Here is a 24986-nt window from a genome sequence, read left to right on the forward strand (position 1 = left end):
GTAAGCGCTGTTTTCAGGCCACGGCTTTGAGATCGTGCGTTGCGGCATAGGCCCAAGGCAGCAGGTCGTCGATCTGGCTATTTGGATGATTGTTGACGATCTTGGTGAGGACGTCTGAGAGATAGGCCAGTGGCTCGACATTGTTGAGCTTTGCCGTCTCGATGAGCGAGGCGATAGTCGCCCAGTGTTCGGCCCCGGCGTCAGAACCGGCAAATAGCGCATTTTTGCGATTGAGGGCAATTGGCCTGATTGACCGTTCGACGACGTTGGAATCGATCTCGATCCGGCCATCGTCGATGAAGCGGGTCAAGCCGTCCCAGCGTGACAAGGCATAGCGGATTGCTTCGGCGAGTTTTGTCTTCTGGCTGATGTAGCCGAGTTGTTCACGCAGCCAGGGAGCGAGGCTGTCGGTAATCGGACGACTTTTTTCCTGACGGGCGACACGACGCTCCTCGTGGGGCCGGCCACGTATCTCTTCTTCGATCCTGTAAAGTTCGCCGATGCGTCGCAGCGCCTCGCTGGCGATGGGTGCCGGACCAGCGGCAGCAAGCTCATAGAAGCGGCGTCGAACGTGGGACCAGCAGAAGGCCAGCGACACGGTGTTCTTTGCCGCGAGCGGGCGATATCCACTGTAGCCGTCTACCTGCAGGATGCCGACGAAGCCGTCGAGATGGGCCATCGGTCGTTCGCCTTTGCGATCTGGCGCATAGACATAGGTGACACCGGGCGGGTCATCGCCCTGCCACGGCCGGTCATCTCGTGCATAAGCCCAAAGCTGGCCGGTCTTGGTTTTGCCACGTCCCGGATCGAGCACCGGGGCCGTCGTCTCGTCGGCGAAGAGCTTGGACGATGACTTCAGATGATCGAGCAGCCGCTGATGGACCGGGCGTAGATGCCAGGCGGCGCGACCGACCCAGTCGGCGAGCGTCGAACGGTCGAGGTCGATGCCCTGACGCTTGTAGATTTGCGCCTGGCGATACAGCGGCAGGTGGTCAGCATATTTAGATACCAGCACCTGGGCGACGGTTGCCTCTGTCGGGATGCCGCCCTCGATCAGCCTTGCCGGGGCCGGAGCCTGGACAACGACTTCTTCACAGGCCCGGCAGGCATACTTCGGGCGGCGCAGCACGAGCACCCGGAATTGGGCGGGCACAAGATCGAGCTTCTCGCTGACATCCTCGCCGATCCGATGCAGGTCGTTGCGGCAGCAGGGGCAGGCATGGTTATCGATATCGACCACGATCTCGACGCGCGGCAGATGCGCTGGCAGTGAACCCCGGTTCGTACGCCGTTTAGCGACCTGCGCCTGGCGCAGAGCAGTCGAGCCTTGTTCCTTCTCTTCCAGCCCGGCAGCCTCGATCTGTTCGGCCTCTTCAAGCCCAAGCAGAAGCTGGTCCTCTGGAAGCGTCTCTGCCCGTCGACCAAAGCGGTGACGCTGTAATTCCTTGATGATCTGCCGCAGGCGGGCATTCTCCGCCTCACGCGAAAGCACCATTGCTTTCAGCGCGTTCAGGTCATCCGGAAGCTCGTCTGCCGTCATCGTCATGGATCGAGAACAGCATATTTTGCCGCTCGGAGCGAGACGCTGAATGGCTCTGATTCAATTGGTCGCGCCCGTTATCCGGCCTTTATCGGCGTGCGCGTTTCGCTCGGCGCATGCACGCGTTTCCAGTCCAATCCTTCGAACAGAGCCGAGAACTGGGCGGCCGTCAGATGCATCACACCGTCTTGCATTCGAGGCCAATGGAACTCGCCATCCTCGATCCGCTTGGCGACCAGGCACACGCCGCTGCCGTCCCAGAAGATCAGCTTGATCCGGTCCGTTCGTTTGGCCCGGAATACGTAGATCGTGCCCGAGAACGGGTCGGCACCCATCTGGGCCTTTACCAATGCCGCCAATCCTTCAGCACCTTTGCGGAAGTCGACAGGCTTGGTGGCGATCATCACTTTTACCGCACCGGACGGGCCAATCACGACTGAGCCTTCAACGCCTGGATGACGGCGGCAATGGTTGCAGCATCGGTGCCAGAGGCAATACGCAGCCAGGCTCCATCAATCCGCAATTCAATGGCCGCCTCCGGAGAAGTTCTTCTTGGCAAACGTGCTTGCCGCGCCCTCTTCGGTTCCGAATTCTCGGGCGACACGACGACTGCTGGTGCAAACATTGGTGCTTGCTCCGGCACCGACAACACATCAAGCGGCTTTCGGGCGAGCCGTCGCCATGTGAACAACTGCTGCGGCGTCAATCCATGCCGCCGCGCCACAGAGCACACCGTGACGCCAGGCTCGCAACTCTCCGCAATGATCTGCGCCTTCTGATCGTCGCTCCATTCGCGACGACGGCCATTGCCTGTGAACACCTCAAACCGGCGTATCGGCTCATCCTTGGATTTAAGCGTAAGTTCTGAAATCGACATATGTCCTAGCCCTCTTTCGAGGTTGAACATCAATGATCAAGCGATGATCCGGAAGGTGGGGTCAGGACAGCGCTTACAAATAATCGCGTTCTGTCGGATCAGAATTGAAAGTATAGGGAAAGCCGTTTGATAGGTCAGCATAACCCATGCTTGCTCGGCTCGAGCCGGTGAAGTCATGCGTATATTCAACTCGTCCCTTGGGTCGCAACATGGCCCAGTCCATCGCTATAGCATATTCTGCACGTAGGCCAAGAATAGCGGAAACAGTCTTTGTATTTTGATCGTCGAACCGCAAATTATACAAATCAGCGCCAGATTCACTGAACCCGTCAAGTTTTGACCATGAGGCATCGATGCTTCCATAAGGAGAAAGAAGCAGGCTATCGGCTCTGTGTTCATAGCTCAGGGATAACGAGCCGAAAACCTGATTACCGTTGCGCTGGCCATTCGCGAAATCACTTGTATCCGTTACAAAACGATTACTATCGAAATCGAGAAAACTGTAGCCCACGAGAGCGTCTACGAAGACACGGTTCATTGGTTTGTAGCTGCCGTATAGCGCAGCGCTGAAGGCCTGACCTTTGTTTCGAGTTCCATTGTTGCCGACGTCCGTGACGTCGCGACCGTAGCCCATGCCAATGCCGGCAATGAAACTCGAAGAAAATTTATAGTCTGCGCCAACTGTCATTCCCACAAGGGTATGATCGAGATCTGTCCCATTGTCGTCGCGGGAACCGAAATTGACAAATCCCCCGCTCCAGAATGCAAGCTTCGATGAATCTTCACCTGATCGCGGAGCGAGTTGCAGATCCTGCTGTCGCTCAGTCTTTGCCATTCGTTCAAGCGCCCTTGCCACAGGATCGGCCTCCTTTTGAGGCAGATATGCGAGTTCTTCATTGTCCCGAGATTTACCAATCCCCATACCAAAGGAGTTGGCGCGACGATCTCCTTCATCATGCAATTGTTCGAGACGTCCGCGATAATTTGTTATCTGAGCCGCTGCAAAGCGTTGAGCGGAAGAAATTTGCGCATTAACAAGCCCTGTCACTTCTGTATCGAGCGCCGGATCAGATAAAGAGGTAATACTGAAGCGAACTTCCGCCGGTGCCGACGTACCCCAATTATTGGACAAGCTATATCGAATGGTCACGGCCTGACTCAAGGTGGGTGCTGCGGCAAATACCAGGACGTAATCCCCAGCTTCCTGATCTATGTACGCGGAGCCTTCATCAACGCCTGGCTGCTGGATAAGAGCCGCCCCTGTAAACGGCCCGCCACTTGCGCCTTTGGTGAGGCTCACGCGCCCGGTGGTTCCGGCCGTCAGTTCCATGACTTGATTTTGGACCACCGGTACAGGCGCGTTGACCGAAAGCGTGTAATTTGCCGTTCCTTTGAAACCGTCTTTATCGGTTGCCGTTAAGACAATTGCAAAGGCACCAGCCTCGTCCGGGACGCCGGAGAGACTTCCATCCGCTTTGAGAGACAACCCTGAAGGAAGTTTCCCGTCGCTTACAGCAAAACTGTAGGGACCCGTGCCACCGGATGCACTGAATACTTGTTTATAGGCGGTTCCACCAACAACGGCGGGAAGATTGGATGGGGATACTGCTATGGTTGGAGCGGAAACCGAAATTGAAAATCTGACAATTTCGGTAAAGCCGAGGTCATCGGTGATCTTTAGGTCGAAAGTGAAATTGCCCGCTTGCGTCGGGCGGCCTGATAGTTGGCCATCAGGAGCCAATGCGATGCCTGGTGGTAGTTCGCCCGAAGCAATTGCGAAGGAGTAGGGTGCAGTACCACCGGATACGGTGAAGGTTTGGTTGTAAGTTTCACTCCCCATTCCGCTTGGCAACGTGGCAGGAGTAATGGAAAGAGCGGGCGCGCCAATAGTCATGAAATAGGCCTGTGCGCCGGTTACCCCATAAGTGTCCGTGGCCGTGATTGTAAAAGGGAAAGTACCTGCGGCGCTTGGTGTGCCCGATATCACGCCAGCTGGAGACAAGGTGAGACCGTTGGGCAAAGCGCCAGCGGTAACGGCGTAGGAATATTGCGCGATTCCCCCTGAAGCCGCCACGGTGGTTGCAGGATAGATCACGCCGCCGGTTCCTTTGGGGAGAGACGTTGGTGAGAAGGCGAATGCAGGGGCGATGATCGTAAACGAATAAGATTGTGTTGCGGTTTGTCCGGCCTGATCCGTCACCTGGATTGAAAAAGTTGAAGAACCTGTTGAGGTGACAATGCCAGAAAGGTTGCCCGACGGCGATAAGGTCAAACCGTTTGGCAATGTGCCAGTTGAAACCGTGAATGAATAAGGGGGGGCGCCATTTGAAGCAAGGAGCGTCTGACTATAGGCTATACCTCGCGTTGGTGCCGGCAGGCTCGTTGTGGCCATGGACACCACACCGCCAGGCACAGTGATCGCAAAACTCTGCGTCACGTCGGTCGCAGCCTGGTAGGCCGCACTTCCGGCCTGACTTGCCCGAACAGTACAGGTGCCAGGAGCCTTGGCCGTGACGCTCGTTGTCGTGACTATTTGGCAGATATTAGTTGTCAAAGACTCAAAAGAAACTGCGAGGTTAGAGGTTGCTGTTGCAACCAACGTCGTCGTCGTGCCGAAGGTTCTGGAACCAGGATTATCAAATCTGATTGTCTGTGTTTTGATGGGGGTCACACTGACCGATGAGGCTGATGCGGTTCCTGATCCGGCAGCATTGCGCGCTGTTACAGTGAATGTATAGGCCGTCCCGAATATTAGATCCGAGACCGTCAAAGGGCTGGACGTTCCGGTCGCCATCAGACCGCCGGGATTCGAGATAACAGTATATTGCGTGATTGGGGAACCACCATTGAATGCAGGTGGCGCGAAACTGATCGTTGCCGATCCAGACTGGGCGCTATCCCCACCAACGGGCACCGTTATACTACTTATGGTCGGAGCGCCAGGTAGCGTTGGACTGACTGTAAAGTCACGTGTCACCGTTGATGCGGCCAGATAGTTGACATCACCGGGTTGATCGGCACTGATCGAGCAAGTTCCTGCCGCAACCAATGTTACTATACTGCCGGAGACTGTGCATATCCCTGTCGTGCTGGAATAAAAAGTAACTGGCAAACCAGACGAGGAACTGGCTGACAGCAGGATTGAGTTCGTTGCAATAGACGTATTAGCGGGCTGGTCAAATGAGATGATTTGATTGGCTCGGGCGATGGTCCCCGTCGTCGTATAGCTGGCGGTAGAAGGCGTTGGCGCAGTGCGGTCGGTGACCTGCACGGTATAGCTGAACGGACCTGCGAGGGTCGGTGTGCCTGACACCAAACCTGTAGCAGAATTGATGGAAAGTCCGTTTGGCAACGCACCGCCTGAAATTGCGAAATTGTAAGGCGCCGTGCCACCAGTCGCAGTGTTCGCTTGCGAGTAGGCCTCGCCGACAGTCATGGTGCTCGCTGGAGTGGCTGTCAGCAGCAGGCCGGCATTGACTGTGTGCGTGATCGAGGCTTCTCCACCGCCATTGTAGGTGTCACCGTAATAAACCGCGTAAATATTGTCGGTCGGGGCCACAAGATGCGTCGTGGTCAGTGTAGCGGAGCCATTGACCAGAGTAACAGTCTCAATAATGGAATAATCATCGTTCGATATCTCAACCAATCCGGTTGGAGTATAACCGGTATTGCTCGTGACGGTGGCGATAATGGTTACAGCCTGATTGAGTGTCGAAGGATTAGGTGATGAAGTGACGGATATGTTTGCTGCATCTGGCGCTTTGTAAGCTACTCGTAACACGCCACTATACGTTGCCGTATCAAGACCCGAGATTGTAACTTCTGGAATGAACTCCAGGTCATTGGATAAGTCACTGGCCTTGACGGCATACTGAAATGTGCATGTTATCTGCTGGTTGGTTGCGTTGTTACCTGCTGGACACAAGACCTGGCTAAAACTATGCCCTCCCTGGTCCGAAAACTCCGCTCCATTCCAGGCACGATTGTCTGTATGAAATGACATCGTGAATGTTATGACCGTGCCGGGAAAAGTATAGGTTGATCGGTCGGCGCTCAAGCTGGCGATCGAAGCCGCAGAAGCAAATGTACTTACAGTAATTATAAATAATAAAGCGAAAAATAATAAAAAAATACTATGGTTAACATCACGGATCTGTGACGAGTCAACCTTGCGAAATGCATCATTTCTTTCTGTAAAAGAAAGTGTAATTCTATTTTTTGACTGTTCTGTATGCAAGATGCCGCCCCCTCAAAAATCAGAGGACATCCCGCCTATACTGAAATTCCTGCGTTTTTCAGGAACCTGAAATCCAACCAACATAGCAAAAAGCCGCCCTACACGACTTAATACGATATTTGGCAATCTCAATTTTCAGAATAGCTTAATCCGCCCACCGGCCTTCTTATTAAGCAAGTGCTGCCAATCAGGCAACTTGATAATGGAGCCATCTAAATAATTCATCACAAGAAATGCTGGAAAAGCTATCCCAAGTGCATCATGCCGTTGAGGAGGCATATCTGATTATGCTGCTTCCTGCAAAAGGGAGGCGAACACCTCAGCGGGTGTCTTGAATCCAAGACACTTGCGCGGGGTTGCGTTAAGATCATGGGCGAGGGCAGTCAACTGCGCCTGGTTGACCTGCGTCAGGTCAGTGTTGCTGTGCAAGTCGCACTTCAAGCTAGAACCCACCCTTTGATTGCCAGTCAAGAATCGCTAGGTCTGCCACCCGCCTCACCGCATTGACAACGTTGAACTGCTTATTCTGATTTGCTCCCCACGAACCAGTTCGCCAATGACAATCGCTCGACATCAATTTCAAAGATCGGTGCGGCGTTCCATTGGGGCGTTGCAAGGCCGATTGGCTCATACCTAAGACGGGTGATGGCTGGACTGCAATGCAGTTGATCATCACAATACGAAGCCCCGCGGGCAGGAGTGGCATTCCATACCCCGATATCTGTTTCCATTTCAATCACGCCGCCGCGAAGCAAACGGGCGTCACTCGGCAGCGACAAGCGAAGCCTTTACCTTCGGGAAAAAAGCGCCAAGTTCCGAAACTGCATCCTCGATCCTGCGGAAAAGCGGCTCGGAAGACACGCGATAATCCGTAAATTCACGCTCGGATGCATAAATAGCGCTCGGCAACGTATGCGCGGAGAAAAACCCGAACAATGGCCGCAACTGGTGCTCGACGATCAAAGCATGCTTGTCGCCGCCACCGGTCGCTGCGATGACAACCGGCTTGCCGCGTAAGTCCTGCGGATCGATGAGATCGATAAGATGTTTGAAAAGTCCGGGATAGGATCCCTTGAAGGTAGGAGAACCGACGACGAGAACATCGGCTGCAACAATCTGATTGATGATGCCTTCGGCTTGTTCGTCAAGGTCGTTGCGCCACAGAGCCCGGCCAAGTGATGGCCCAACATCGTGCAAATCATAGCTCGTGGCTTCAAAGCCGTACTCGGCGCTCGCACGTTCTGCGATATGCTGCACGAGGGACAATGTCTTTGAGGGCCGGTTGAAGCTGCCTGCCAAACCGACAAGTTTTAAAGCCGTCATTTTGGATTCCTTCCTGAAGTCATTCCAATATTGTCCTGCGCCATTAGCATTTAAAGAAATGAGAACCTTAGTTTCCAGGTTAAGTAAAACCTTGTTCGCATGAATAGGGGAAATGGCGTCAAACCTATTTGGATGACCTCTCTTTTCGCGGTTGCAGCAAATTCATAAGCAGCATTGCCAGCAACGAAATCGAGATCACTATGACCGATACCGCCGATATGGTCGGATTGACTTCAGTCGTCACGCCATCCCACATCATTTTCGGCAATGTTGACGTGCGCGCACCAGAAATGAAGATCGCAATCAGCACTTCGTCAAAGGACGCTATAAAGGCGAGAAACCCGCCGGCAAGAATGGCATTGCGAAGCAGTGGAAACTGGATGAAGCGAAAGACATCTGCCGGGCCGGCACCCAGACTGCGTGCTGCCACCGCCAGATGATGGTCGCGGGCCGACAAAGCCGCACTGACCGTGATAATGACATAGGGCAGGCCCAAAACCGTATGCGCCATCGCCAGTCCCGTCTCCGTACCGATCAGGCCCAAAGCTGAATAAAGCTGGTAAAGCCCAAGCGCGAAGATGATATTGGGGATCAGCAGCGGCGAAAGCATCAATCCTGTAAAGATATATCGTGACAGCTTGCTCATACGGCTCATGCCGAGTGCGGCAAGGGTTCCCAAAATGGCCGCGCCGATGGCTGCGGCCAGCGCAATGCGCAGACTGCGAAATGTAGCCTCCATCCATGCAGGATTGCCAAGATAAGACTGATACCATTGCAAGGAATAACCGGGCGGTGGAAATGTCAGATAACGCGCCGAACTGAACGAAAGCGGGATTAGCACAAAGGTAGGCAGAACCAGAAACAGGAGCACCAGTGCCGCATAGGATGGAAGACCCCATCCCGAAGATTTGACAACAAGAGTGCCATTTGTTCCGCTCCGCCGTTCGCCCCGCTCCATAAAACGGGCATAAGCCACGCATAATATGAGGCACAACACCAGCAGAACCATGGCTATGGCCGAAGCAAAGCGGACATTGAGCAATTTGCTGACCTGCTGGTCAATCAGTTGGGCTACGAAAAGGTCTTCGCGTCCCCCAAGTAGAGCAGGGATGATATAGGAGCCAAGAGAGGCCACAAAAGTCAGTGTGCTTCCCGCGATGATCGCCGGAAGCGACAAGGGCAGATAAACGCGCAGGAACGCCGAAACGGGCCGTGCACCTAGCGAACGCGCAGCATTGATCAGCGAAACATCTATCCTAGAAAGAACTGCATATAGCGTCAGTATCATGGCAGGCAGCAGGATGTGCACATTGCCGATAATCGTTCCAAGCGTCGTATAGGACAACGTTAGCGGGGTATCGATCAGGCCGAGAGTTTTAAGCGTGGCATTGATGAGACCGCGCTTTTGCAGGATGACAGTCCAGGCATAGGTTCTGACGAGCGCACTGGTCCAGAAGGGTATCAGGATGAAAGCGAAGGCAATCGCGCGCCGCCTCACGGTCAACCGTGTGAGCCATATGGCGACCGGATAGCCAAGCACAAGACAGACCAGCGTGACGATGGCCGATATGCGAAACGTTATGACAAAGGACTGCCAGTAAATATCGGTCGAGAACAGCCGGGCATAGTTTTCATACCATGCGCCTTGGGTCGCAAAACTGCGCATCAGCGTCTGCACAATCGGGCCAAGATAGATGAACAGCAGTACGACGAGAGCGGGAGCACAGAGAAGATAGGCTGAAAAGGCTGCTTTGCGCATCTGAAAGCGCGCAAGCAGGGTATGGCCATTTTCTCCGGCTATTTTCGACGGATAGGCGGCTGAAAAATTGCTCATTGCGCTAACTCATGCGCGTTATTGGCATTCCATCCGAGTTGCAGCCATTGGCCCGGTTCCAAAGAAACGGGTAGTTTACCCTTTTCGAGCCGGACGGTGATTGGCCGTTCCTGTGCCTGTAGGGATACGATGTAATGCGTGCCCTCATAGATGACAGTCTGCACCTGCGCATCCAGCCTGTAATCCGAGCGCGAGACCGGATCGCCGGCATGGATATATTCAGGACGAACAAGCATGGTTCCCGCTTGTCCCGGCTTGAACAGTTCCATCGGCATCAGATTGGCTTCGCCAATGAATTCGGCCACAAAACGGTTAGCCGGGCGCTCGTAAATCTCCTGCGGTGAGGATAATTGCGCGATACGCCCCTCTTCCATCACGGCAATACGATCGGACAAAGCCAGCGCTTCACCCTGATCATGAGTGACATAGATGACCGTCAGGCCCAGCCTTTGCTGAATGAGCTTGAGTTCGGTCTTCATATGCTCACGCAACCGTTTATCAAGTGCACTTAACGGCTCGTCCATCAACATGATGGCTGGACCAAAGACCTGAGCACGCGCCAGAGCCACACGCTGTTGTTGCCCGCCAGACAGCTCCGAGGGATAACGGCCAGCAAATGTCTCAAGCTTGACAATAGAAAGTGCATCTTCCACGCGTTTGCGGCACTCATCGCGGCCGATGCCCCGCATTTTAAGCGGAAAAGCAACATTCTGCGCAACCGTCATATGCGGGAACAACGCGTAGTTCTGGAAAACGACCGCAATGTCGCGCTTTTCGGGCGGCAGATGCGAAATATCACGACCACGCAGCAGGATAGAACCGGAATCGCTTTGGAGGATACCGGCAATGATATTGAGAAGCGTGGTTTTGCCCGACCCGCTTGGCCCAAGCAGGGTTAGGAATTCACCTTGCCGAACGTCAAGATCGACATCGCGCAGAATAGGCGTTGAACCGTAATTTTTATTCAGCCGTCTGATCTGAATGATATTGTCGTCGTTTAAGGGAGGCACGACTGTCGTCCATATTTTATAGGAAGAGGACGGGAGGGCGAGGCCCTCCCTTCAGAGATTTACTTAAGCAGCCATTGATTTAAACGTTCACTGACTTTTTCGTAATTCTCGGACCACCATTTTGGATCGGTTTTCACAGCCTGTTCCTGCAACCGCGGCGAAGTCGGCAATTGCGCATCATCATCGATAAATTCGAATGCGCGCTTGTTACTCGGACCATAATCAATGAGCTTTGCAAGGTCTGCCTGCCGTTCTGGCTGGGATACGAAAGCGATGAATTTCACCGCAGCGTCCTTGTGCTGCGAACCACGCGGGATAACCCACGACTGAGATGTTTGAAGGGCCTGTCCCCAGTTCACATCCACAGGCGCACCGTCACGTTTTGCCTTCTGCACGCGGGCATTGCCAGCTGCCGAATAGGCAACTTCGCCATCGACTAGCAATTGCTCCGCTTTGCCTGCGGTTTCCCACCAGACCTGAACATGCGGCTTGATCTTGTCGAGACTTTTGAAAGCGCGATCCACATCCAAAGGATAGAGCTTATCCGCCTCTACGCCGTCGGCCAGAAGAGCAATTTCCAGTGTGTTGATTGGGCGCTTGTTCAAGGTGCGATCGCCGGGGAATTTCTCGACATCCCAGAATTCGGCCCAAGACTTGGCTGATTTTTCTGCATCAATACGCTCGGAATTATAATTGAGCGTCGTTGACCAGACGATGCTCGGCACCGAATAATCGCTGATCAGTCCCGCATCAAAATCACCAGCCTTGATGCCAGCGGTCGCATAATCGATTTTCTCGAAAAGATTGAGCTTTGAGCCGCGATAGACAAATTCCTGGTCGACATCGACCACGTCCCACTCGACATTTCCGCTCTCAACCATGGCCTGAAACTTGGCTGGATCGGAGGGAGACTGCTCGATAATCCGGATGCCGGTTTCCTTGGTAAAGGGTTCAAAGAACGCCTTGCGCTGCGCCTCCTGATAGGAGCCGCCCTGCCCGACCACGACGAGCGCTTCCTCGGCTCTGGACGGTGTGCCTGCAAGGCTTGTGCCGAGCGCGACAATACCGGTTAGAATAAAAGCACTGCGATTGAATGATGTCATGATCTGTCTCTCGTGATTATTCAGCGGCAGCATTGGCAGCTAGTTGTGCGGCGGGATGAGCGGGGCGCTCCAGACCGAGGTTTTCGCGCAAGGTGTGCCCCTCATAATCGCTATGGAACAGGCCACGCCTCTGCAATTCAGGGATCAGAAGATCAAAAATATCCTGCAAACCCTCGATGAAATAAGGTGGCATGATGTTGAATCCGTCGCAGGCCTCGCCGACAAACCATTCCTCGATGAGATCGGCAATTTCTTGCGCAGTGCCCACGATCTGGCGATGGCCGCCTGCACCCGATGTTTCGTATAATTCGCGGATCGTCAGCCCCTTCGCGCGCGCCGCATCGAGCTGTGCTTTGATTGATTTGATCCCATTGGTTTCCGGCAGATCCGGAATGGGGCCATCCAGCGGATAGGCAGACATATCGCCGAATTTCGGTTCCAGCATCGCATAAACAACGGCTGGATGAATGAGCGACCGCAGCTTCTGGTGGCGCTCCTCTGCCTCTTCCCGCGTACGCCCAATGATGGGCAGGACACCCGGCAGGATTTTCAGCGAATTCCGGCCTCGCCCATCAGCTGGAAGACGCGCTTTCAGACCTTCATAAAAGACACGGGCATTCTCGAAATTCTGCTGTGCGGTGTAGACGAGATCGGCTGTGCGCGCGGCCAGTTGCTGGCCTGGTTCCGACGACCCCGCCTGTGCGATAACCGGAAAGCCCTGAATGGGACGGGCGACGTTGAGCGGGCCCTTGACGGAAAAGAACTCTCCCTTGTGATTGGGGATATGCAGCTTAGCCGGATCGAGATATTGCCCTGAAGTCTGGTTGCGCGAGAAGGCATCGTCTTCCCAACTGTTCCAGAGCTTGAACACAACATCGACAAACTCGCTGGCGCGGCGATAGCGCAGACCATGTTCAAGAGAGCGATCGAGATTGAAATTCTGGGCTTCAGCCTCACTCCAGGAGGTGACGACATTCCAGCCCACGCGCCCCTTGCTGATATAGTCAATAGAGGCATATTTGCGCGCAACCGTGTATGGCTCGTTATAGGTAGTCGAGGCGGTCGCGATAAAGCCGATATTCCTGGTTGCGATCGATAACGCCGAGATCAGGGTCAAAGGCTCGAACTGGTCGACCTTGCCGATATAGCGTAGCGCCTCCGGATCGTCCCCGCCTTGCCGCACTGCGGCACCGTCAGCAAAAAAGATGAAGTGGATTTTGGCGGCTTCCGCGCGGCGCGCAAGGTCCTGCCAGAAATCGATATCAAGCGAAGAATCTGCAGGCGCACCGGGATAGCGCCAGCCGGACGTGTGAGAACCGTTGGAGGTGACGCTCAGGCCGAGAATAAGACCGGAACGGCGCGGTGTCTGTTGATGGCTGTTTGACATGATCTCGAACAATTTGGGGGGTGGTTATTCGGCGGCCTGATGTACAGCGTTTTTCCGCAGCTCATATTTCGCGATTTTTTTCCGCAGCGCTGGGATCAGCTGCCGTCCGTATTTCCGTGCATCTGCGGCAATCTCCCACCCGCGCAGATAGAAGGCGCTGGCACCCAGCTGGTAATATTGCAAATATGAATCCGTCACCTGATCGAGCGTTCCAACCAGTGTGGCGGTAGAACCACCCCGCCCTACGAGGCGTGTGAAGCCAAGCCAAAGACGTTCATCCTGCACATCGCCCTGACGCGCTATAGCGTCGAGTTTGATGGCCCCGACGGAATCGGCTTTCTGCTCCATTTGCTTTAAATTGCCTTCAGCCGTGCCGACCGTCGCAAGCTCTGAGGCTGCGCGAGTGTAGATGTCTTCGGCTTTTTTCCAGGCCTTGTCCTCGCTCTCACCAATGATTGCGCGAAGCGAAACACTGATCGTCAGGGGTCGACCGCGCTCATTGGCAAGGCCGTGCAGTTCATCGAAGGTTGCCTTGGATGCAGCCAGAGGCTCACCCCAGACCATGTAATAATCTGTGCGGCCCGGTCCTGCCGCTAAAGCCCCTGCGGAAGACCCCGCAAAACTGATCGCAGGCTGCGCCAAAGGCCGTACCGAGCTGAAACCCTGCTTGACGCTATAATATGGGCCTGCATGATCGAATGGCTGATCGGCGGTCCACACCTTGCGCAGGACGTCGATATATTCAGCCGTGCGTTCATAGCGCAGATCATCCGCCAGCGTGTCGCCATCGCGCTGCAATTCGCCACCCGGCGCGCCGGTGATGATATGCAGACCCAGGCGCCCGCCGCCGGCAAGCCGGTCGAGCGTGATTGCCTGCCTTGCTGCAAGGGTCGGCTGCACAGTACCAGGCCGATGCGCAACCAGAACCTTGAGCTTTCTCGTAATGCGCAAAATATGCGAAGCGATCATCCACGGATCGGGCGACCAGGAATGCATCCCGACCAGAACGCTGTCGAAACCCGCTTCCTCGTGGGCCAAAGCCGTTTCTTCAATGTAATCGACATCAAAATCCGACGACCACCACAGGCCGGAAGTTTCCGTGGCCCTAGTATGCGGAACATAGCCTATTAATTCGACGCTCACTTCGATCTTCCATCATATTTCATAATATGAAATCTAGTTTCATATAAAGAATAATGGCAAACCGCCCGCATTCAACGAATGGATTTTCAATTCTCAATCTGGAATTAGACCGATTTTCTCAAATGTGCGCTGAGAGATAACCGAGCTGCTGCGAAACCTTTCGGGCGGTTTCCAGCATGATCGGCGCAATCCGATCTATATATTGAGTGGTCATTTGCTGCGCCGGCGCCCATAGACCGATACCGAGCGTCACCTCGCCGAACCGGTCGCGCACGGGCACAGCAATACCGATCATTTCACCGATAAACTCGCCCTTGCCGATTGAATACCCGCGCTGCCGCGTTTCGGCGAAATCCTGTTTCAGTAAGACCGGATCGGTGATCGTGTGGCTTGTAACTGCTACGAGAGGCTTTGCCACGACCGCATTTTCAAAGCGTTCATTATGCGCAAGAATGGCCTTGCCCATCGCTGATGAATGCGACGGCGCCCGACTTCCCAGGGCTGTCACGATCCGCACAGGCTCTGCACTATCAACCCGGTCGATATAGACAACGTTTGCTGGGTCTTCTTGCGAAATCATGCCCAGATGGACCGTTTCGCCGCACGCTTCCATAAGCCCATGCAGGAAGGGACGTGCGCTTTCCGCGTTCTCCCGAAAATTGACGGCAGCACAACCGATTTCCCACAATTTGATACCGAGGCGATAACGCTTGCTGGCCGGGTCCTGCACGACCCATCCGACATTGCGGAACGTGGAAAGGAAGTGATGCAGGGAGGGCTGTGGCAAATTCAGTTCGCGGCTCAGTTCGGTGACGGACCATTCACGCTGCCCATCCGCAAAGGCCTCGATGATGGTGACCGCTTTTTTCACAGAACCTAACATTTGCCGCTATCTCCCACCGCTTCAGCCTCTAACCGTCCAATTTTTGAACACTCCTTCCTTAGTCAGGAACCTGTGTTCAGTGCAAACGGAACTTTTGTGATCACCATTAATGGTGCATCTTAAACTCTCAACACAACTTTGCCTCCGATCCTCAGTTCAGGTGAACCGCACTAGATTTGCTTGAGAAACCTACTTCTATGAAAGCGGAGCCGATATGAGCAAGGCAACGAACAAGTTTTCACCTGAAGCCGCGGACATCCGTATTGTGCTGGATCATGAGGCAGGACACCCGTCGCGACGGTTTCTAAGACGTTTGTCTGCCTGATAAGCGGAACAACCCTTTTATTCTGAATGCCATTCAGTGGGCGTTGGCGAGGTAGCTTCTCGATCCAATATTCCAGGGAAAACCACGTGAAACCTCAATAAAAGGAAAGCATATCGCCCACATTCCTGTTCGAACTTGAACAAAAGCTAACGTAACCGTCGCTTTTCATTCGCCCTTCCTCGAACAAGAATGAGATATTTCCGCAAAGATGTTTTACGCGTAGCTGCTTCTATAGAATTTATAACTTTGCATAGAGCAAGAATCCGGGTTTTGTTCATTCGCAGGCGACATAGTCGCGGATATTTTTAAACAGAAATCGATTGAGCACGGGATAAGCATGGCATCTGAATTTCTATGGTACATTCCCAATGATACCAAGCCCGGTCATCGAGGTGACATTGCGAAACCAGATCACAACAGTCTGGATGCCCTGCTTTCGCAGGCAACTGCCGTTGAAGATCATGGCTGGAAGGGTGCGCTGATCGGTACTGGATGGGGAAGGCCGGACACATTCACCGTCGCCGCAACTCTTGCTGCCCGTACCCGCACATTCGAGCCACTGATCGCGATACGTCCGGGCTATTGGCGCCCGGCTCATTTTGCCGCCGCCGTAGCGACTCTTGATCATCTCAGCAATGGCCGCATACGGATCAATATCGTCTCGGGCCAGGATGATCTCGCCGCCTATGGCGACAGCGAAGGTGATCAGCCACAGCGATACGCCCGCACCAGGGAATTCATGAATCTCATCCGCCGTCTATGGACAGAAGAAAATGTGACGTGGGCCGGTGAGCATTTTCATGTCACAAATTCGACGGTCGCCCCCAGCATCGTGGAACGTGGTGGACGCCGTCACCCTAAACTCTATTTTGGCGGCGCATCGCATGCTGCCGAACAGGTCGCAGCAACCGAAGCCGATGTGCAACTGTTCTGGGGCGAGCCGATCGAGGATATCGCAGCGCGGATCGACCGGCTCAAAAGCCTGAGTTCAAAACTAGACCGCAACCTTCCGCCGCTTGAATTCGGGTTGCGTATCACGACGCTAATCCGCGGCACCGCGGAACAGGCCTGGGCGGATGCTCAAGCCAAGGTCGCGGCTATGACCACGGTCACAGTAGACCGCTGGCACGATCATCGCCGCATGGTTGCCGTAGGTCAGCAACGACTGTTCGCCCTGCATGAACGCGGCGATGTTCTGGATGACAATCTCTATACCGCTCCGGGGAAGGCTGGAGCCGCCGGGGCTGGCACCACATGGCTCGTCGGCACTGCCGAAGAGGTTGCCCGTTCGCTGAAAAAATATCAGGATCTCGGGATTTCCCACTTCGTTTTGTCCGATACGCCCTATCTTTCAGAGATCAAAAGGCAGGGCGATCAATTGCTGCCGCTGCTGCGCTGACCTTATCGATGCCGGTTATGCAGAGCGTTTCGGCTGCCACCGCAGCAGGTATGCTTCCAGCGTATAGGCCAGACGATTGAGCGAAAATCCTACAAGACCGAGAATAATTACACCGACCATCACCATCGCCATATCGAACCGTTCGCGTCCGCCGATGCCCGGCCCGACGGCAAGGAAATATTCTGCCCCAACCGTCGCAAGCCAAGAATAGATCAGACCCAGATGCACGCCCGTTGCGATGGATGGCATTGCGGATGGCAGGTAAATACGCTGAATCCGCTGGCGACGGTTGAATTTCAGCGCGTGCCCGACCTCGAGCAGATCGGCAGGGGCTGCACGCATGCCGTCATAAGTGTTGAGAACGATTGGAATGAAGGCGGCAAGCGCCACGAAAACGATCTTCGCCTGCTCACCAAAGCCGAACCAGACCGAGATAAGCGGAATCCATGCAAGCAGTGATATCTGTTTCAGCCCGTTGAAGGTCGGCATTACCAGCCTGTCGGCAAGGCGTGAGGAAGCCAACGCCGCAGCAAAGGCAATGCCAAGCACTGCCCCGATTGCAAAGCCGAACACCACCGCCGCAGCTGACGGCCGTGTGGTAAAGAAGCTCGAGGTTTTTGGTTCTATTCTGGTTGCGGGGGCCGCAACTACCGATACCGACATTCGTTGGAATTGGCGGTTTTACCGCCGTTCCCAAACTCCGTAACCTCCTACGCCAAGCCCAATATTGCTCACAACTACTCAGACAAAAGGCGTTGGCGAAGCAGCTTTAAGGTGGCCGCGCAGCGTTTCGGTCTCATATTCATGGCGATAGAGACCGCGCTTTCGCAGGATCGGTACCAGCTCATCGGCAATCACCGGCAGGCCATCGATCAGCCGGTCAGGCTGCAGGTTGAAACCATCGATGGCGCCAGCGTGGAACCAGTCCTCGATATGGTCTGCTAGCTGCTCCGGCGTACCGACGAAACCGGCGTGGCCCGAACCGGTGTAACGGGTCTGGCGCAGATATTCGCGCACCGTCGGGTTGGTCCTGCGGATCTGCGTGATGATGGATTCGCGAAATCCGATGCTGCCAAGGAAGGTCTTGGTGTCCTTGATAGGACCCAGAACCTCATCGGGAAACGGTTCGTCCAGTTCCAGTTTCGATGCATCGTAACCGATGGCCTGTGACAGCCAACCGATGGAATAGGATGCTGGACCGGCATCATGGATTTCATCGCTGCGGCGACGTGCCTCCTCTTCCGTGCTGCCAAGGCTCAGCAGCAGACCCGGCAGGATTTTTACATCATCCGGCGAGCGGCCATTGTCGCGGGCAAATCCCTTGACCAGCCGGTAATGTTCGATTGCCTGAGCCTTGGTCAGTTCTGCTGCAAATACCCCTTCGGCAATTCGGCCTGCCAGTGTGCGGCCCTGCGGTGAGCCACCGGCCTGAAAGATGACTGGCTGGCCCTGTTTTGATGGCGGCACACGTAGGCGACCGGAAATGTTAAAAAACTCGGCCTGATGATTAATGTCGCGCCCGTCAACCGCCGAAGCCCACAGCGCCCGCACGACATCCACAAATTCGCTGGCCCGTTCATAGCGGTCATCACGGGCCGGAATGTCGGGAATGCCAAAATTGCGCGCCGCCGGCACACCACGTGTGGTCACGACATTCCATGCCGCACGTCCACCGGTCTGGTGGTCCCAGGATAAAAAGCGCTCGGCCAGTTCAAACGGATCGTTGAAGGTTGAAGAGGCCGTTGCGACCAGACCAACATGCGAGGTTGCGGCCGCCACGTGCCCCCAATTGACCGAAGGTTCCAGCCGTATCGGATTGGCATCATAGGCCGGGTCACCGAGCAGCGGACCATCGGCCAGAAACAGCGCATCCAGCGTGCCACGTTCGGCCGTCTTGCCGATGTTTTCCCAATAGGCCGGATCAATAAAGGCATCCTTTTCCAGCAAGGGTGTTTTCCAAGCGGCTGGAAGATAGCCGAGAACCAGCACGTTGATGCCGAGCAGGACGTGGCCAGATCGTTTGTTTGTCATCTGAAATGTCTCCAATACCGTCTACAGCGCGACTTGAGGTTTTGGCGCCGGGAAAGCAGCACGCACCGTGGATGGCAGCGGCTGCGGTGGGACGAGCTTGATGGCATCTCGCAGGGAGCCGCCAAGCGACGTTGGTTCAAAACCATCCGCCAACAGGCGCTCTGCCGCATCCAGCAACGCGCGCACCGACTGCTCGTTGCCTGCCTTCAGCACGACACCGGTCACACCTTGGGTGGGTGGTGTCTCCTCCAAGGAGACTACGGGCACAGCACCCGCGCCACCCAACACCAGCTCAATCGGGTTATTGTCTCCCGCCGGTGGCGCATCCGCCTTTGTGTGGCCGTACCAGGCAATGACCGAGGCACCGGTCTGTGGTTCCGGTGCATTGAGCGGTCCGGCAATGGAAAAGCTGTTGGCAATATCGACATGCACGATACGGTCCGACTGCACGAGAATACCGCTTTCACGGTCACCGATGATCGTGTCATGCGGCCAGCTTTGCTCCAGCGCTCTTACGGCAACGGCCGTGTCATAGGCCGTCTTGGCATTAAGCTGCGCCCCGCCGCCAAGCCCCGCCCCGCCCCATGCCGGAGCATCCTTTGGCCCTTCCGGTGCATAGGCATCACGAATACCGACAAGCAGGCCACTGCGGCCGCCGGAGAGATGGGCAAGCGACGCAACACGGCGTGCCAGATTATAGGGGTGGTCACGTTGTGGTGCAGCGGCAATCAGGAAGCGGCCGTTTTCGGTCGCACCGGCCAGCGTGGCACCGGCGGCACTGCTGGCAAGCGTCACGGCTGCCGGCTCGCTACCATCGATGCGGTCGATGCCAAGCACCGTAAAGGCAACCGGCAAGGCATCCCAGCGTGCCAGCAGTTCACGGCTGCCGGTCAGTTCCACCAGATGTGGACCGGCCAATGCAAGGGCGAGATAAGGTCTGGTCATGGTGTCGCTCCTTAGTTGCCCTGCCCGCCGCGACCAAGCCGCGCGAGGCTCGACACCGGCGATTTGTCGTTGACCAGATAGTCACCAAGGATGCGGGCCTTGTAGGCAACCGGATTGTGCGAGGCCAGCGTTCGGGCGTTGCGCCAGTGGCGATCGAGCGCGGTTTCCTCTGATGTGGCCGAGGCGCCAAGCGCGTTGAACACATGGGTTGCGGCATAGAGCGTGTTGTCGACAATGGCGATCTGCGCCTGCGCAACAGCCACCTCACCGGCTGTCGCGCGCTTGTCGCGCAGTTCCACATCACCAGCAGCGTGGGCGGCAGCAATAAGGTCAAGCGAAGCTGCTGCACGGCGAAGTGCCGCTTCGGTCGTAAAGGCACGCACCGAAACCTCACCTATCACCTGCAACAGTTGCGCATCCAGTGCCGGCACCGGATCAAGCCCTTGCGGATAATTGCGGCCACGGGATTTGAGCGCCTTGATACCATCACGCAGCACGGCCCGGGTGATGCCGGTCAGAACCGCCAGCAGCGCCGTCTGGTAGAAATGCCCCTGATAGACAACACGTTCGCTGGCTGGAAAAACATCGCCCTCATGCGCCACAACATCCGTATAAACAGCGCTGCCGCTGGCCGTGGTGCGTTGGCCAAAACCCGGCCAGTCATCGGTCAGCTCAACGCCGGGCTGGTGGCGGTTGACGAGTGTGGTGATCAGCGTGCCGTCGGCGTCCTTGCCGATAACATCCAGCCAGTCGGCATAAAGGCTGCCGGTGGCATAAAACTTGGCGCCGGATACCCGGTAGTGGTCATCGGTTTTAGTGACTGTGGTCTTGATGGTGGCATAGGTGCCGTTATTGGCTTCCGTCCAGCCGCCACCAACAAATTCGCGGTCGCGGAAGCGCTGCAGCCAACGTTCATTGGCGGCGGATGGCCGGGCATTGAGGCGGTCCTCAACAAAGGCCAGATGGTTGCGCCAGATATGGGCGACATTGGCGTCGGCCTCTGCCAGCAGGGAAAGCAGGTAAAACACCAGCTCAAGCGAGGCACCAAAACCGCCAAACTCCACCGGCACACGCACCAGAGCAAAATCGGCATCCTTCAGCCACTGCACCTGTTCAAAGGGAAAGGTGCGGTTGCGCTCACGCTCAATACTGCCTTCGGCAATACGGTCAAAGACCGGCTGGAAGCGCTCGACGAGTGCCTCTTCTCGTGCCGTTGCGGGGCGCAAATAGCTGCGTGAAATCGTTGCATCTACTGCGGTCATGTCATTCTCCTTCATAGTGGCACAGCATCAGCAAAAGATGCGGGCGCGAATGTCTGTTGTGTTGGCGACGAGCCTTGAAGGCCATCTGCAGGATTGTCGGGTTTGAGGGGTTAAGCGCCGGCATCAGCGCATCGGACTGGATTGGCCGGGTCACGTCGGATCACTTCGGGTCACGCCATTGCGCGACCAAATCAACGATCAGGGTGCAAACCACAAAAACGGATGCGGCAAAGATAGTCGTGCCGATGACCAGCGGAAAATCGCCGTCCAGTGCGGCGGTAATCGCCATCCGGCCAATACCATCGAGACCGAAGATCGTTTCCGTGACGATTGCGCCGCCCATGATCACGGCAAGCTCAAGCCCACCCAGCGAGATGATGGGATTGAGGGCCGCCTTTAAGGCGTGCGACAGGTAGATGCGGCTTTCGCTGAGCCCCTTGGCGCGGGCGGTGCGGATATAATCCTGGCCCAGAACATCGAGCATGCCTGCCCTGACGATGCGCTGGAAAATGCCGATTTCAGCAATGGCCAGCGTTGCCCAGGGCAATGCCAGATGACGCGCCCATTCCAGCGCGTTCTCCGTCAGGGGCACATAACCGCTGCTCGGAAACCAGCTGTAACCATGGTTGGTCAGTTGATAAAAGAAAAAATAGGAAATCAGAATGCCGCTGAGGAATGTCGGGATCGACAGGCCGACATAGGCAAAAAGCGCCAATACATGATCAATGAAACGGCCATGCCACCGGGCGGCAACAACGCCAGAAATGATGGAGATCGCCATCCAGATGACCAGTGCGCCAAGTGCCAGCGAAATGGTCACCGGGGCCTTTGCCAGAATGAGATCGGTGACTGGCGCCTGCTTGCGAAACGAAAATCCAAGCGCCGGTGGCCAGTGCATCAAGCCCATCGGCGCGCCTTGAATGTCAGGACCACGAAACAGGTAATACCACAGCTGATCGTACCATGGCTCGTTGAGGCGCAAGGCCCGCGCCACACCGTCAATGGTTTCCTGCGTGGCGTTGCGTGGCGCCAGCATGGCCGCAGGATTACGATAGGCAATGCGAGTGATGAAGAAAGACAGGATCAGTACGATGACGAGTGTCGACGCGGACCGAAACACGGTTGAAATGAAGTTTCTGGTCATGGATTACAAACGCCTCTGATGCGGATCGAGCACGGTTCGCAAACCGGAACTCAGGGTGTTGAAGCCGACCACGGTGAGAAAAAGCGCAAGAGCGGGTCCGGCCAAAAACCAGGGCTGGTCCTGATAAAGCGAGGTGCGCTGGGCTTCGGCAATCATGTTGCCCCAGCTTGGTACCGGTGCCTGAATGCCCACACCGAGGAACGACAAGGTGGCCTCCGCCACTATGTTGGCCGGAAGTTGCACCGCCCAATATACCAGCAGGGTCGGCAGGATATTGGGCAGGATATCGAGACAGATGATGCGGGATTTTGAAGCGCCCGCCACCAGCGATGCCTCGATCATCGGACTTGAGCGCAGTTCCCGCACCATGCCGCGCGTCAGGCGGGCAAAGTAGGTCCACGAAAACAGCGTAATCACCAAAATGACCACAACGACAGGCGAAATCAACGGCATGCCCTGCTCGCCCCTGTTCAATGACAACAGGCTGAGTGCAGTGACGACGAAGGGAAACGACATGGCAACATCGATTGCCTGACTGACGATCCGATCGACCCGGCCCGCCAGAAAACCGCTGATCATGCCAATCAACGTGCCGATGATCATTGCAGCCGTGGTCGCGGGAATACCGACCAGCAGTGAAATCTGCGCGCCGAACAGTGTGCGCACGAACACATCGCGGCCATTTCCATCAGCGCCCAGCGGAAAGGCCCAGGATGGGCCAACCGGCAGGCCCATTTCATCCAGCGCCACATCCGGAAACAGGTCCGTCGGGCCATGCCCGGTCAGATAGGCAGCCAGTGGCGCCAAGACCGCTGCGACCAGCACTGCAAAAACGATGATGGCGCCAACCCGCACGCTTCGCTCACGCCACAAGACGCCGACAAATTCCGGCAACCAGTGACGGCGCGGTGCGTCCTCAATGATCTCAACCGACATAGGACACGGCCTTCACAACTGTATTGACGGGTTGCCGTTTGCTGCCGGGCATCGAGGCCAGCAAACGTTTTGTGTAGGTGTGTTCGGCACGTTCGAAGATGCGCCCGGTTGGGCCAGCCTCAACGATATGCCCCTTCTCCAGCACGATGATGCGATCGCATAATTCACCGACCACAGCGAGATCATGGGAAATGAACAGGAAAGAAATTCCCATGCGATCTCGCAGACGGCGCAGCAATTCGACGATCTTGGCCTGAGTGGTGATATCGAGTGCCGACACCGGCTCATCCGCGACAACGAGCGATGGCCGTGAAGCAATTGCCCGTGCAATGGCAACACGTTGCCGCTGACCACCCGAGAGTTGCGACGGGAAACGGCTGGCGATGGCCTCCGGTAGTTCCACCTCTGCCAGCAATTGGTGAACCTGCTGGCGCAGGCGCGTGCGGTCGCGTTCACCGGCGATGACGAAACTGTCGCCAAGAATGGATTCAACGGATCGACGCGGATTGAGGCTGGCGTAAGGGTCCTGAAACACCACCTGAATGTCGCGGCGTGCGGCGCCGGTCAGCGTGGTAGGGCGGCCGGCCCGTGCATAATTGGTGCCGGAGAGTGCAATGGAGCCATCATCCGGCCGATCAAGACCGGCAATCAGCCGGCCAATGGTTGATTTTCCAGAACCGGATTCACCAACCAGCCCGAGAATTTCGCCCTTGGCGATAGAAAACGTTACGTCCTCCAGGACCGGCTGGCCTGCAACAAAGGAACGGCTGAGACCGTCCACATCAAGCAGCGACTGGCTTGCGCTGACCGCAGGTGGCTGTGTATAAGTTCTTGGGCCATCCAGCCGTGCTGCACTCAGCAATTCGCGTGTATAGGAATGTTTTGGCGTGGCATAGATGGCATCGGCGGCGGCACGTTCGACCACAAGACCGTCTCGCATCACCACCACATCATCGGCGATATCGGACACGACAGCCAGATCATGGCTGACGAAGACCAGTGCGGTACCGTGCCTCTCCTGCAAACGTCGCAGCAGATCAAGGATCGAGGCCTGAACAGTCACATCGAGCGCCGTGGTCGGCTCATCGGCGATGATCAGGCCGGGGTTCAGCGCAATGGCAATGGCAATCATCACGCGCTGGCGCATGCCGCCCGAGAGATGGCGCGGATAATCATCCAGCCGCTTTTCCGGGTTCGATATTTCAACGTCGTGGAGAAGCGCAAGTACACGCTCGCGCTTCTCCTTTTTGCCGATGGATCGATGAGCCGATATCGCCTCACCGATCTGGTCGCCAATCGTCTTGAGCGGATGAAGGTTGCTCAGCGGATCTTGAAAGATAAAGCCGATCTCGGCCCCCCTTATCTTTCGCAACACCGCCGGTGACGCACCTAGTATCTCCCGCCCACGGTAGAGAACACTGCCGCGCACCTTTGCCGAGGCTGGCAGGAGACCAGCCGCCCCCAGCAGGCTGGTGCTCTTGCCCGATCCGGACTCGCCGACGATGGCCAGCGTCTTTCCCGCTTCGACATCAAATGATACGCCTCTGACAGCCTCGACGGTGCCAAAACGAACCTGCAAATCGTGTACGGAGAAGACGCTCATCGGA

At 55.9% G+C, this 24986-nt stretch carries 20 protein-coding genes and 1 pseudogene; 1 reads left to right on the top strand and 20 read right to left on the bottom strand.

Annotation, left to right across the window (positions count from 1 at the left end):
* Positions 1-13: 13 nt before the first annotated feature.
* From tnpC to ACTJKP_RS21850, 13 genes and pseudogenes are all read right to left on the bottom strand, one after another.
* Positions 14-1546 carry an IS66 family transposase gene (tnpC, locus tag ACTJKP_RS21790; protein ID WP_121539677.1) on the bottom strand — a complete coding sequence of 511 codons (1533 nt, stop codon included), beginning with the start codon at positions 1544-1546 and terminating at the stop codon, positions 14-16.
* Positions 1547-1617: 71 nt separating this feature from the next.
* Complete coding sequence (gene tnpB, locus ACTJKP_RS21795; protein ID WP_109366349.1) at positions 1618-1974, bottom strand: IS66 family insertion sequence element accessory protein TnpB; 357 nt, start codon at positions 1972-1974, stop codon at positions 1618-1620.
* Complete coding sequence (gene tnpA / locus ACTJKP_RS21800; RefSeq protein ID WP_181375986.1) at positions 1971-2417, bottom strand: IS66-like element accessory protein TnpA; 447 nt, start codon at positions 2415-2417, stop codon at positions 1971-1973. Before tnpA ends, tnpB begins: the two co-directional genes overlap by 4 nt.
* A 73-nt stretch (positions 2418-2490) precedes the next feature.
* On the bottom strand, positions 2491-6654 hold the full coding sequence (locus ACTJKP_RS21805) for a putative Ig domain-containing protein (RefSeq protein WP_440632146.1): 4164 nt from the start codon (positions 6652-6654) through the stop codon (positions 2491-2493).
* Between the two features lie 285 nt (positions 6655-6939).
* Positions 6940-7077 (bottom strand): annotated as a pseudogene (locus ACTJKP_RS21810) (IS30 family transposase); the annotation flags it as partial.
* A 98-nt stretch (positions 7078-7175) separates the two neighbouring features.
* A complete protein-coding gene (locus tag ACTJKP_RS21815) occupies positions 7176-7385 on the bottom strand; it encodes a hypothetical protein (RefSeq protein ID WP_404573373.1) in 210 nt (69 codons plus the stop codon).
* Positions 7386-7416: 31 nt separating this feature from the next.
* The gene (gene msuE / locus ACTJKP_RS21820; RefSeq protein WP_404573374.1) at positions 7417-7977 is read right to left on the bottom strand and encodes an FMN reductase; all 561 of its coding nucleotides are present in this window, start codon (positions 7975-7977) and stop codon (positions 7417-7419) included.
* A gap of 124 nt (positions 7978-8101) precedes the next feature.
* Positions 8102-9811 (bottom strand): ABC transporter permease subunit, encoded by a 1710-nt coding sequence (locus ACTJKP_RS21825; protein ID WP_440632147.1) that lies wholly within the window; start codon positions 9809-9811, stop codon positions 8102-8104.
* A complete protein-coding gene (locus ACTJKP_RS21830; protein ID WP_280992164.1) occupies positions 9808-10821 on the bottom strand; it encodes an ABC transporter ATP-binding protein in 1014 nt (337 codons plus the stop codon). Before ACTJKP_RS21830 ends, ACTJKP_RS21825 begins: the two co-directional genes overlap by 4 nt.
* Positions 10822-10880: 59 nt before the next feature.
* Positions 10881-11924: an ABC transporter substrate-binding protein gene (locus ACTJKP_RS21835; protein WP_440632148.1), complete on the bottom strand. Its 1044-nt coding sequence runs from the start codon at positions 11922-11924 to the stop codon at positions 10881-10883.
* A 16-nt stretch (positions 11925-11940) separates the two neighbouring features.
* Entirely contained in the window at positions 11941-13311 is a 1371-nt protein-coding gene (locus ACTJKP_RS21840) for an LLM class flavin-dependent oxidoreductase (protein ID WP_404573378.1), read from the bottom strand.
* Between the two features lie 24 nt (positions 13312-13335).
* Complete coding sequence (locus tag ACTJKP_RS21845; protein WP_440632149.1) at positions 13336-14454, bottom strand: LLM class flavin-dependent oxidoreductase; 1119 nt, start codon at positions 14452-14454, stop codon at positions 13336-13338.
* Positions 14455-14572: 118 nt separating this feature from the next.
* Entirely contained in the window at positions 14573-15337 is a 765-nt protein-coding gene (locus ACTJKP_RS21850; protein ID WP_280992168.1) for an IclR family transcriptional regulator, read from the bottom strand.
* A gap of 656 nt (positions 15338-15993) precedes the next feature.
* Between ACTJKP_RS21850 and ACTJKP_RS21855 the strand changes: the two genes are divergently transcribed.
* Positions 15994-17061, top strand: coding sequence for an LLM class flavin-dependent oxidoreductase (locus ACTJKP_RS21855; RefSeq protein WP_440632167.1), 1068 nt, complete (start codon positions 15994-15996; stop codon positions 17059-17061).
* A gap of 15 nt (positions 17062-17076) precedes the next feature.
* On the opposite strand, the gene ACTJKP_RS21860 is transcribed toward ACTJKP_RS21855, so the two are convergent.
* From ACTJKP_RS21860 to ACTJKP_RS21890, 7 genes are all read right to left on the bottom strand, one after another.
* Positions 17077-17724, bottom strand: coding sequence for an ABC transporter permease (locus tag ACTJKP_RS21860; protein WP_280992169.1), 648 nt, complete (start codon positions 17722-17724; stop codon positions 17077-17079).
* 78 nt (positions 17725-17802) lie between these two features.
* Positions 17803-19092: an NtaA/DmoA family FMN-dependent monooxygenase gene (locus tag ACTJKP_RS21865; protein WP_440632150.1), complete on the bottom strand. Its 1290-nt coding sequence runs from the start codon at positions 19090-19092 to the stop codon at positions 17803-17805.
* A gap of 21 nt (positions 19093-19113) precedes the next feature.
* Complete coding sequence (locus ACTJKP_RS21870; protein WP_440632151.1) at positions 19114-20037, bottom strand: hypothetical protein; 924 nt, start codon at positions 20035-20037, stop codon at positions 19114-19116.
* Between the two features lie 11 nt (positions 20038-20048).
* Complete coding sequence (locus ACTJKP_RS21875) at positions 20049-21299, bottom strand: acyl-CoA dehydrogenase family protein (protein WP_440632152.1); 1251 nt, start codon at positions 21297-21299, stop codon at positions 20049-20051.
* A gap of 160 nt (positions 21300-21459) precedes the next feature.
* Entirely contained in the window at positions 21460-22443 is a 984-nt protein-coding gene (locus tag ACTJKP_RS21880) for an ABC transporter permease (protein ID WP_440632153.1), read from the bottom strand.
* 3 nt (positions 22444-22446) lie between these two features.
* A complete protein-coding gene (locus tag ACTJKP_RS21885; protein ID WP_440632154.1) occupies positions 22447-23379 on the bottom strand; it encodes an ABC transporter permease in 933 nt (310 codons plus the stop codon).
* Entirely contained in the window at positions 23369-24982 is a 1614-nt protein-coding gene (locus tag ACTJKP_RS21890) for a dipeptide ABC transporter ATP-binding protein (protein ID WP_440632155.1), read from the bottom strand. Before ACTJKP_RS21890 ends, ACTJKP_RS21885 begins: the two co-directional genes overlap by 11 nt.
* Positions 24983-24986: the final 4 nt, after the last annotated feature.

It is taken from the genome of Brucella sp. 22210, assembly GCF_052045675.1.
Classification (GTDB): domain Bacteria; phylum Pseudomonadota; class Alphaproteobacteria; order Rhizobiales; family Rhizobiaceae; genus Brucella.

Coding starts and splice junctions, on each gene's coding strand:
- ACTJKP_RS21885 (WP_440632154.1), bottom strand. CDS start 23,379: ATGTCGGTTGAGATCATTGAGGACGCACCGCGCCGTCACTGGTTGCCG.
- ACTJKP_RS21875 (WP_440632152.1), bottom strand. CDS start 21,299: ATGACCGCAGTAGATGCAACGATTTCACGCAGCTATTTGCGCCCCGCA.
- ACTJKP_RS21890 (WP_440632155.1), bottom strand. CDS start 24,982: ATGAGCGTCTTCTCCGTACACGATTTGCAGGTTCGTTTTGGCACCGTC.
- ACTJKP_RS21840 (WP_404573378.1), bottom strand. CDS start 13,311: ATGTCAAACAGCCATCAACAGACACCGCGCCGTTCCGGTCTTATTCTC.
- ACTJKP_RS21860 (WP_280992169.1), bottom strand. CDS start 17,724: ATGTCGGTATCGGTAGTTGCGGCCCCCGCAACCAGAATAGAACCAAAA.
- ACTJKP_RS21865 (WP_440632150.1), bottom strand. CDS start 19,092: ATGACAAACAAACGATCTGGCCACGTCCTGCTCGGCATCAACGTGCTG.
- ACTJKP_RS21815 (WP_404573373.1), bottom strand. CDS start 7,385: ATGGAAACAGATATCGGGGTATGGAATGCCACTCCTGCCCGCGGGGCT.
- ACTJKP_RS21880 (WP_440632153.1), bottom strand. CDS start 22,443: ATGACCAGAAACTTCATTTCAACCGTGTTTCGGTCCGCGTCGACACTC.
- ACTJKP_RS21825 (WP_440632147.1), bottom strand. CDS start 9,811: ATGAGCAATTTTTCAGCCGCCTATCCGTCGAAAATAGCCGGAGAAAAT.
- ACTJKP_RS21835 (WP_440632148.1), bottom strand. CDS start 11,924: ATGACATCATTCAATCGCAGTGCTTTTATTCTAACCGGTATTGTCGCG.
- tnpC (WP_121539677.1), bottom strand. CDS start 1,546: ATGACGATGACGGCAGACGAGCTTCCGGATGACCTGAACGCGCTGAAA.
- ACTJKP_RS21850 (WP_280992168.1), bottom strand. CDS start 15,337: ATGTTAGGTTCTGTGAAAAAAGCGGTCACCATCATCGAGGCCTTTGCG.
- ACTJKP_RS21870 (WP_440632151.1), bottom strand. CDS start 20,037: ATGACCAGACCTTATCTCGCCCTTGCATTGGCCGGTCCACATCTGGTG.
- tnpA (WP_181375986.1), bottom strand. CDS start 2,417: ATGTCGATTTCAGAACTTACGCTTAAATCCAAGGATGAGCCGATACGC.
- msuE (WP_404573374.1), bottom strand. CDS start 7,977: ATGACGGCTTTAAAACTTGTCGGTTTGGCAGGCAGCTTCAACCGGCCC.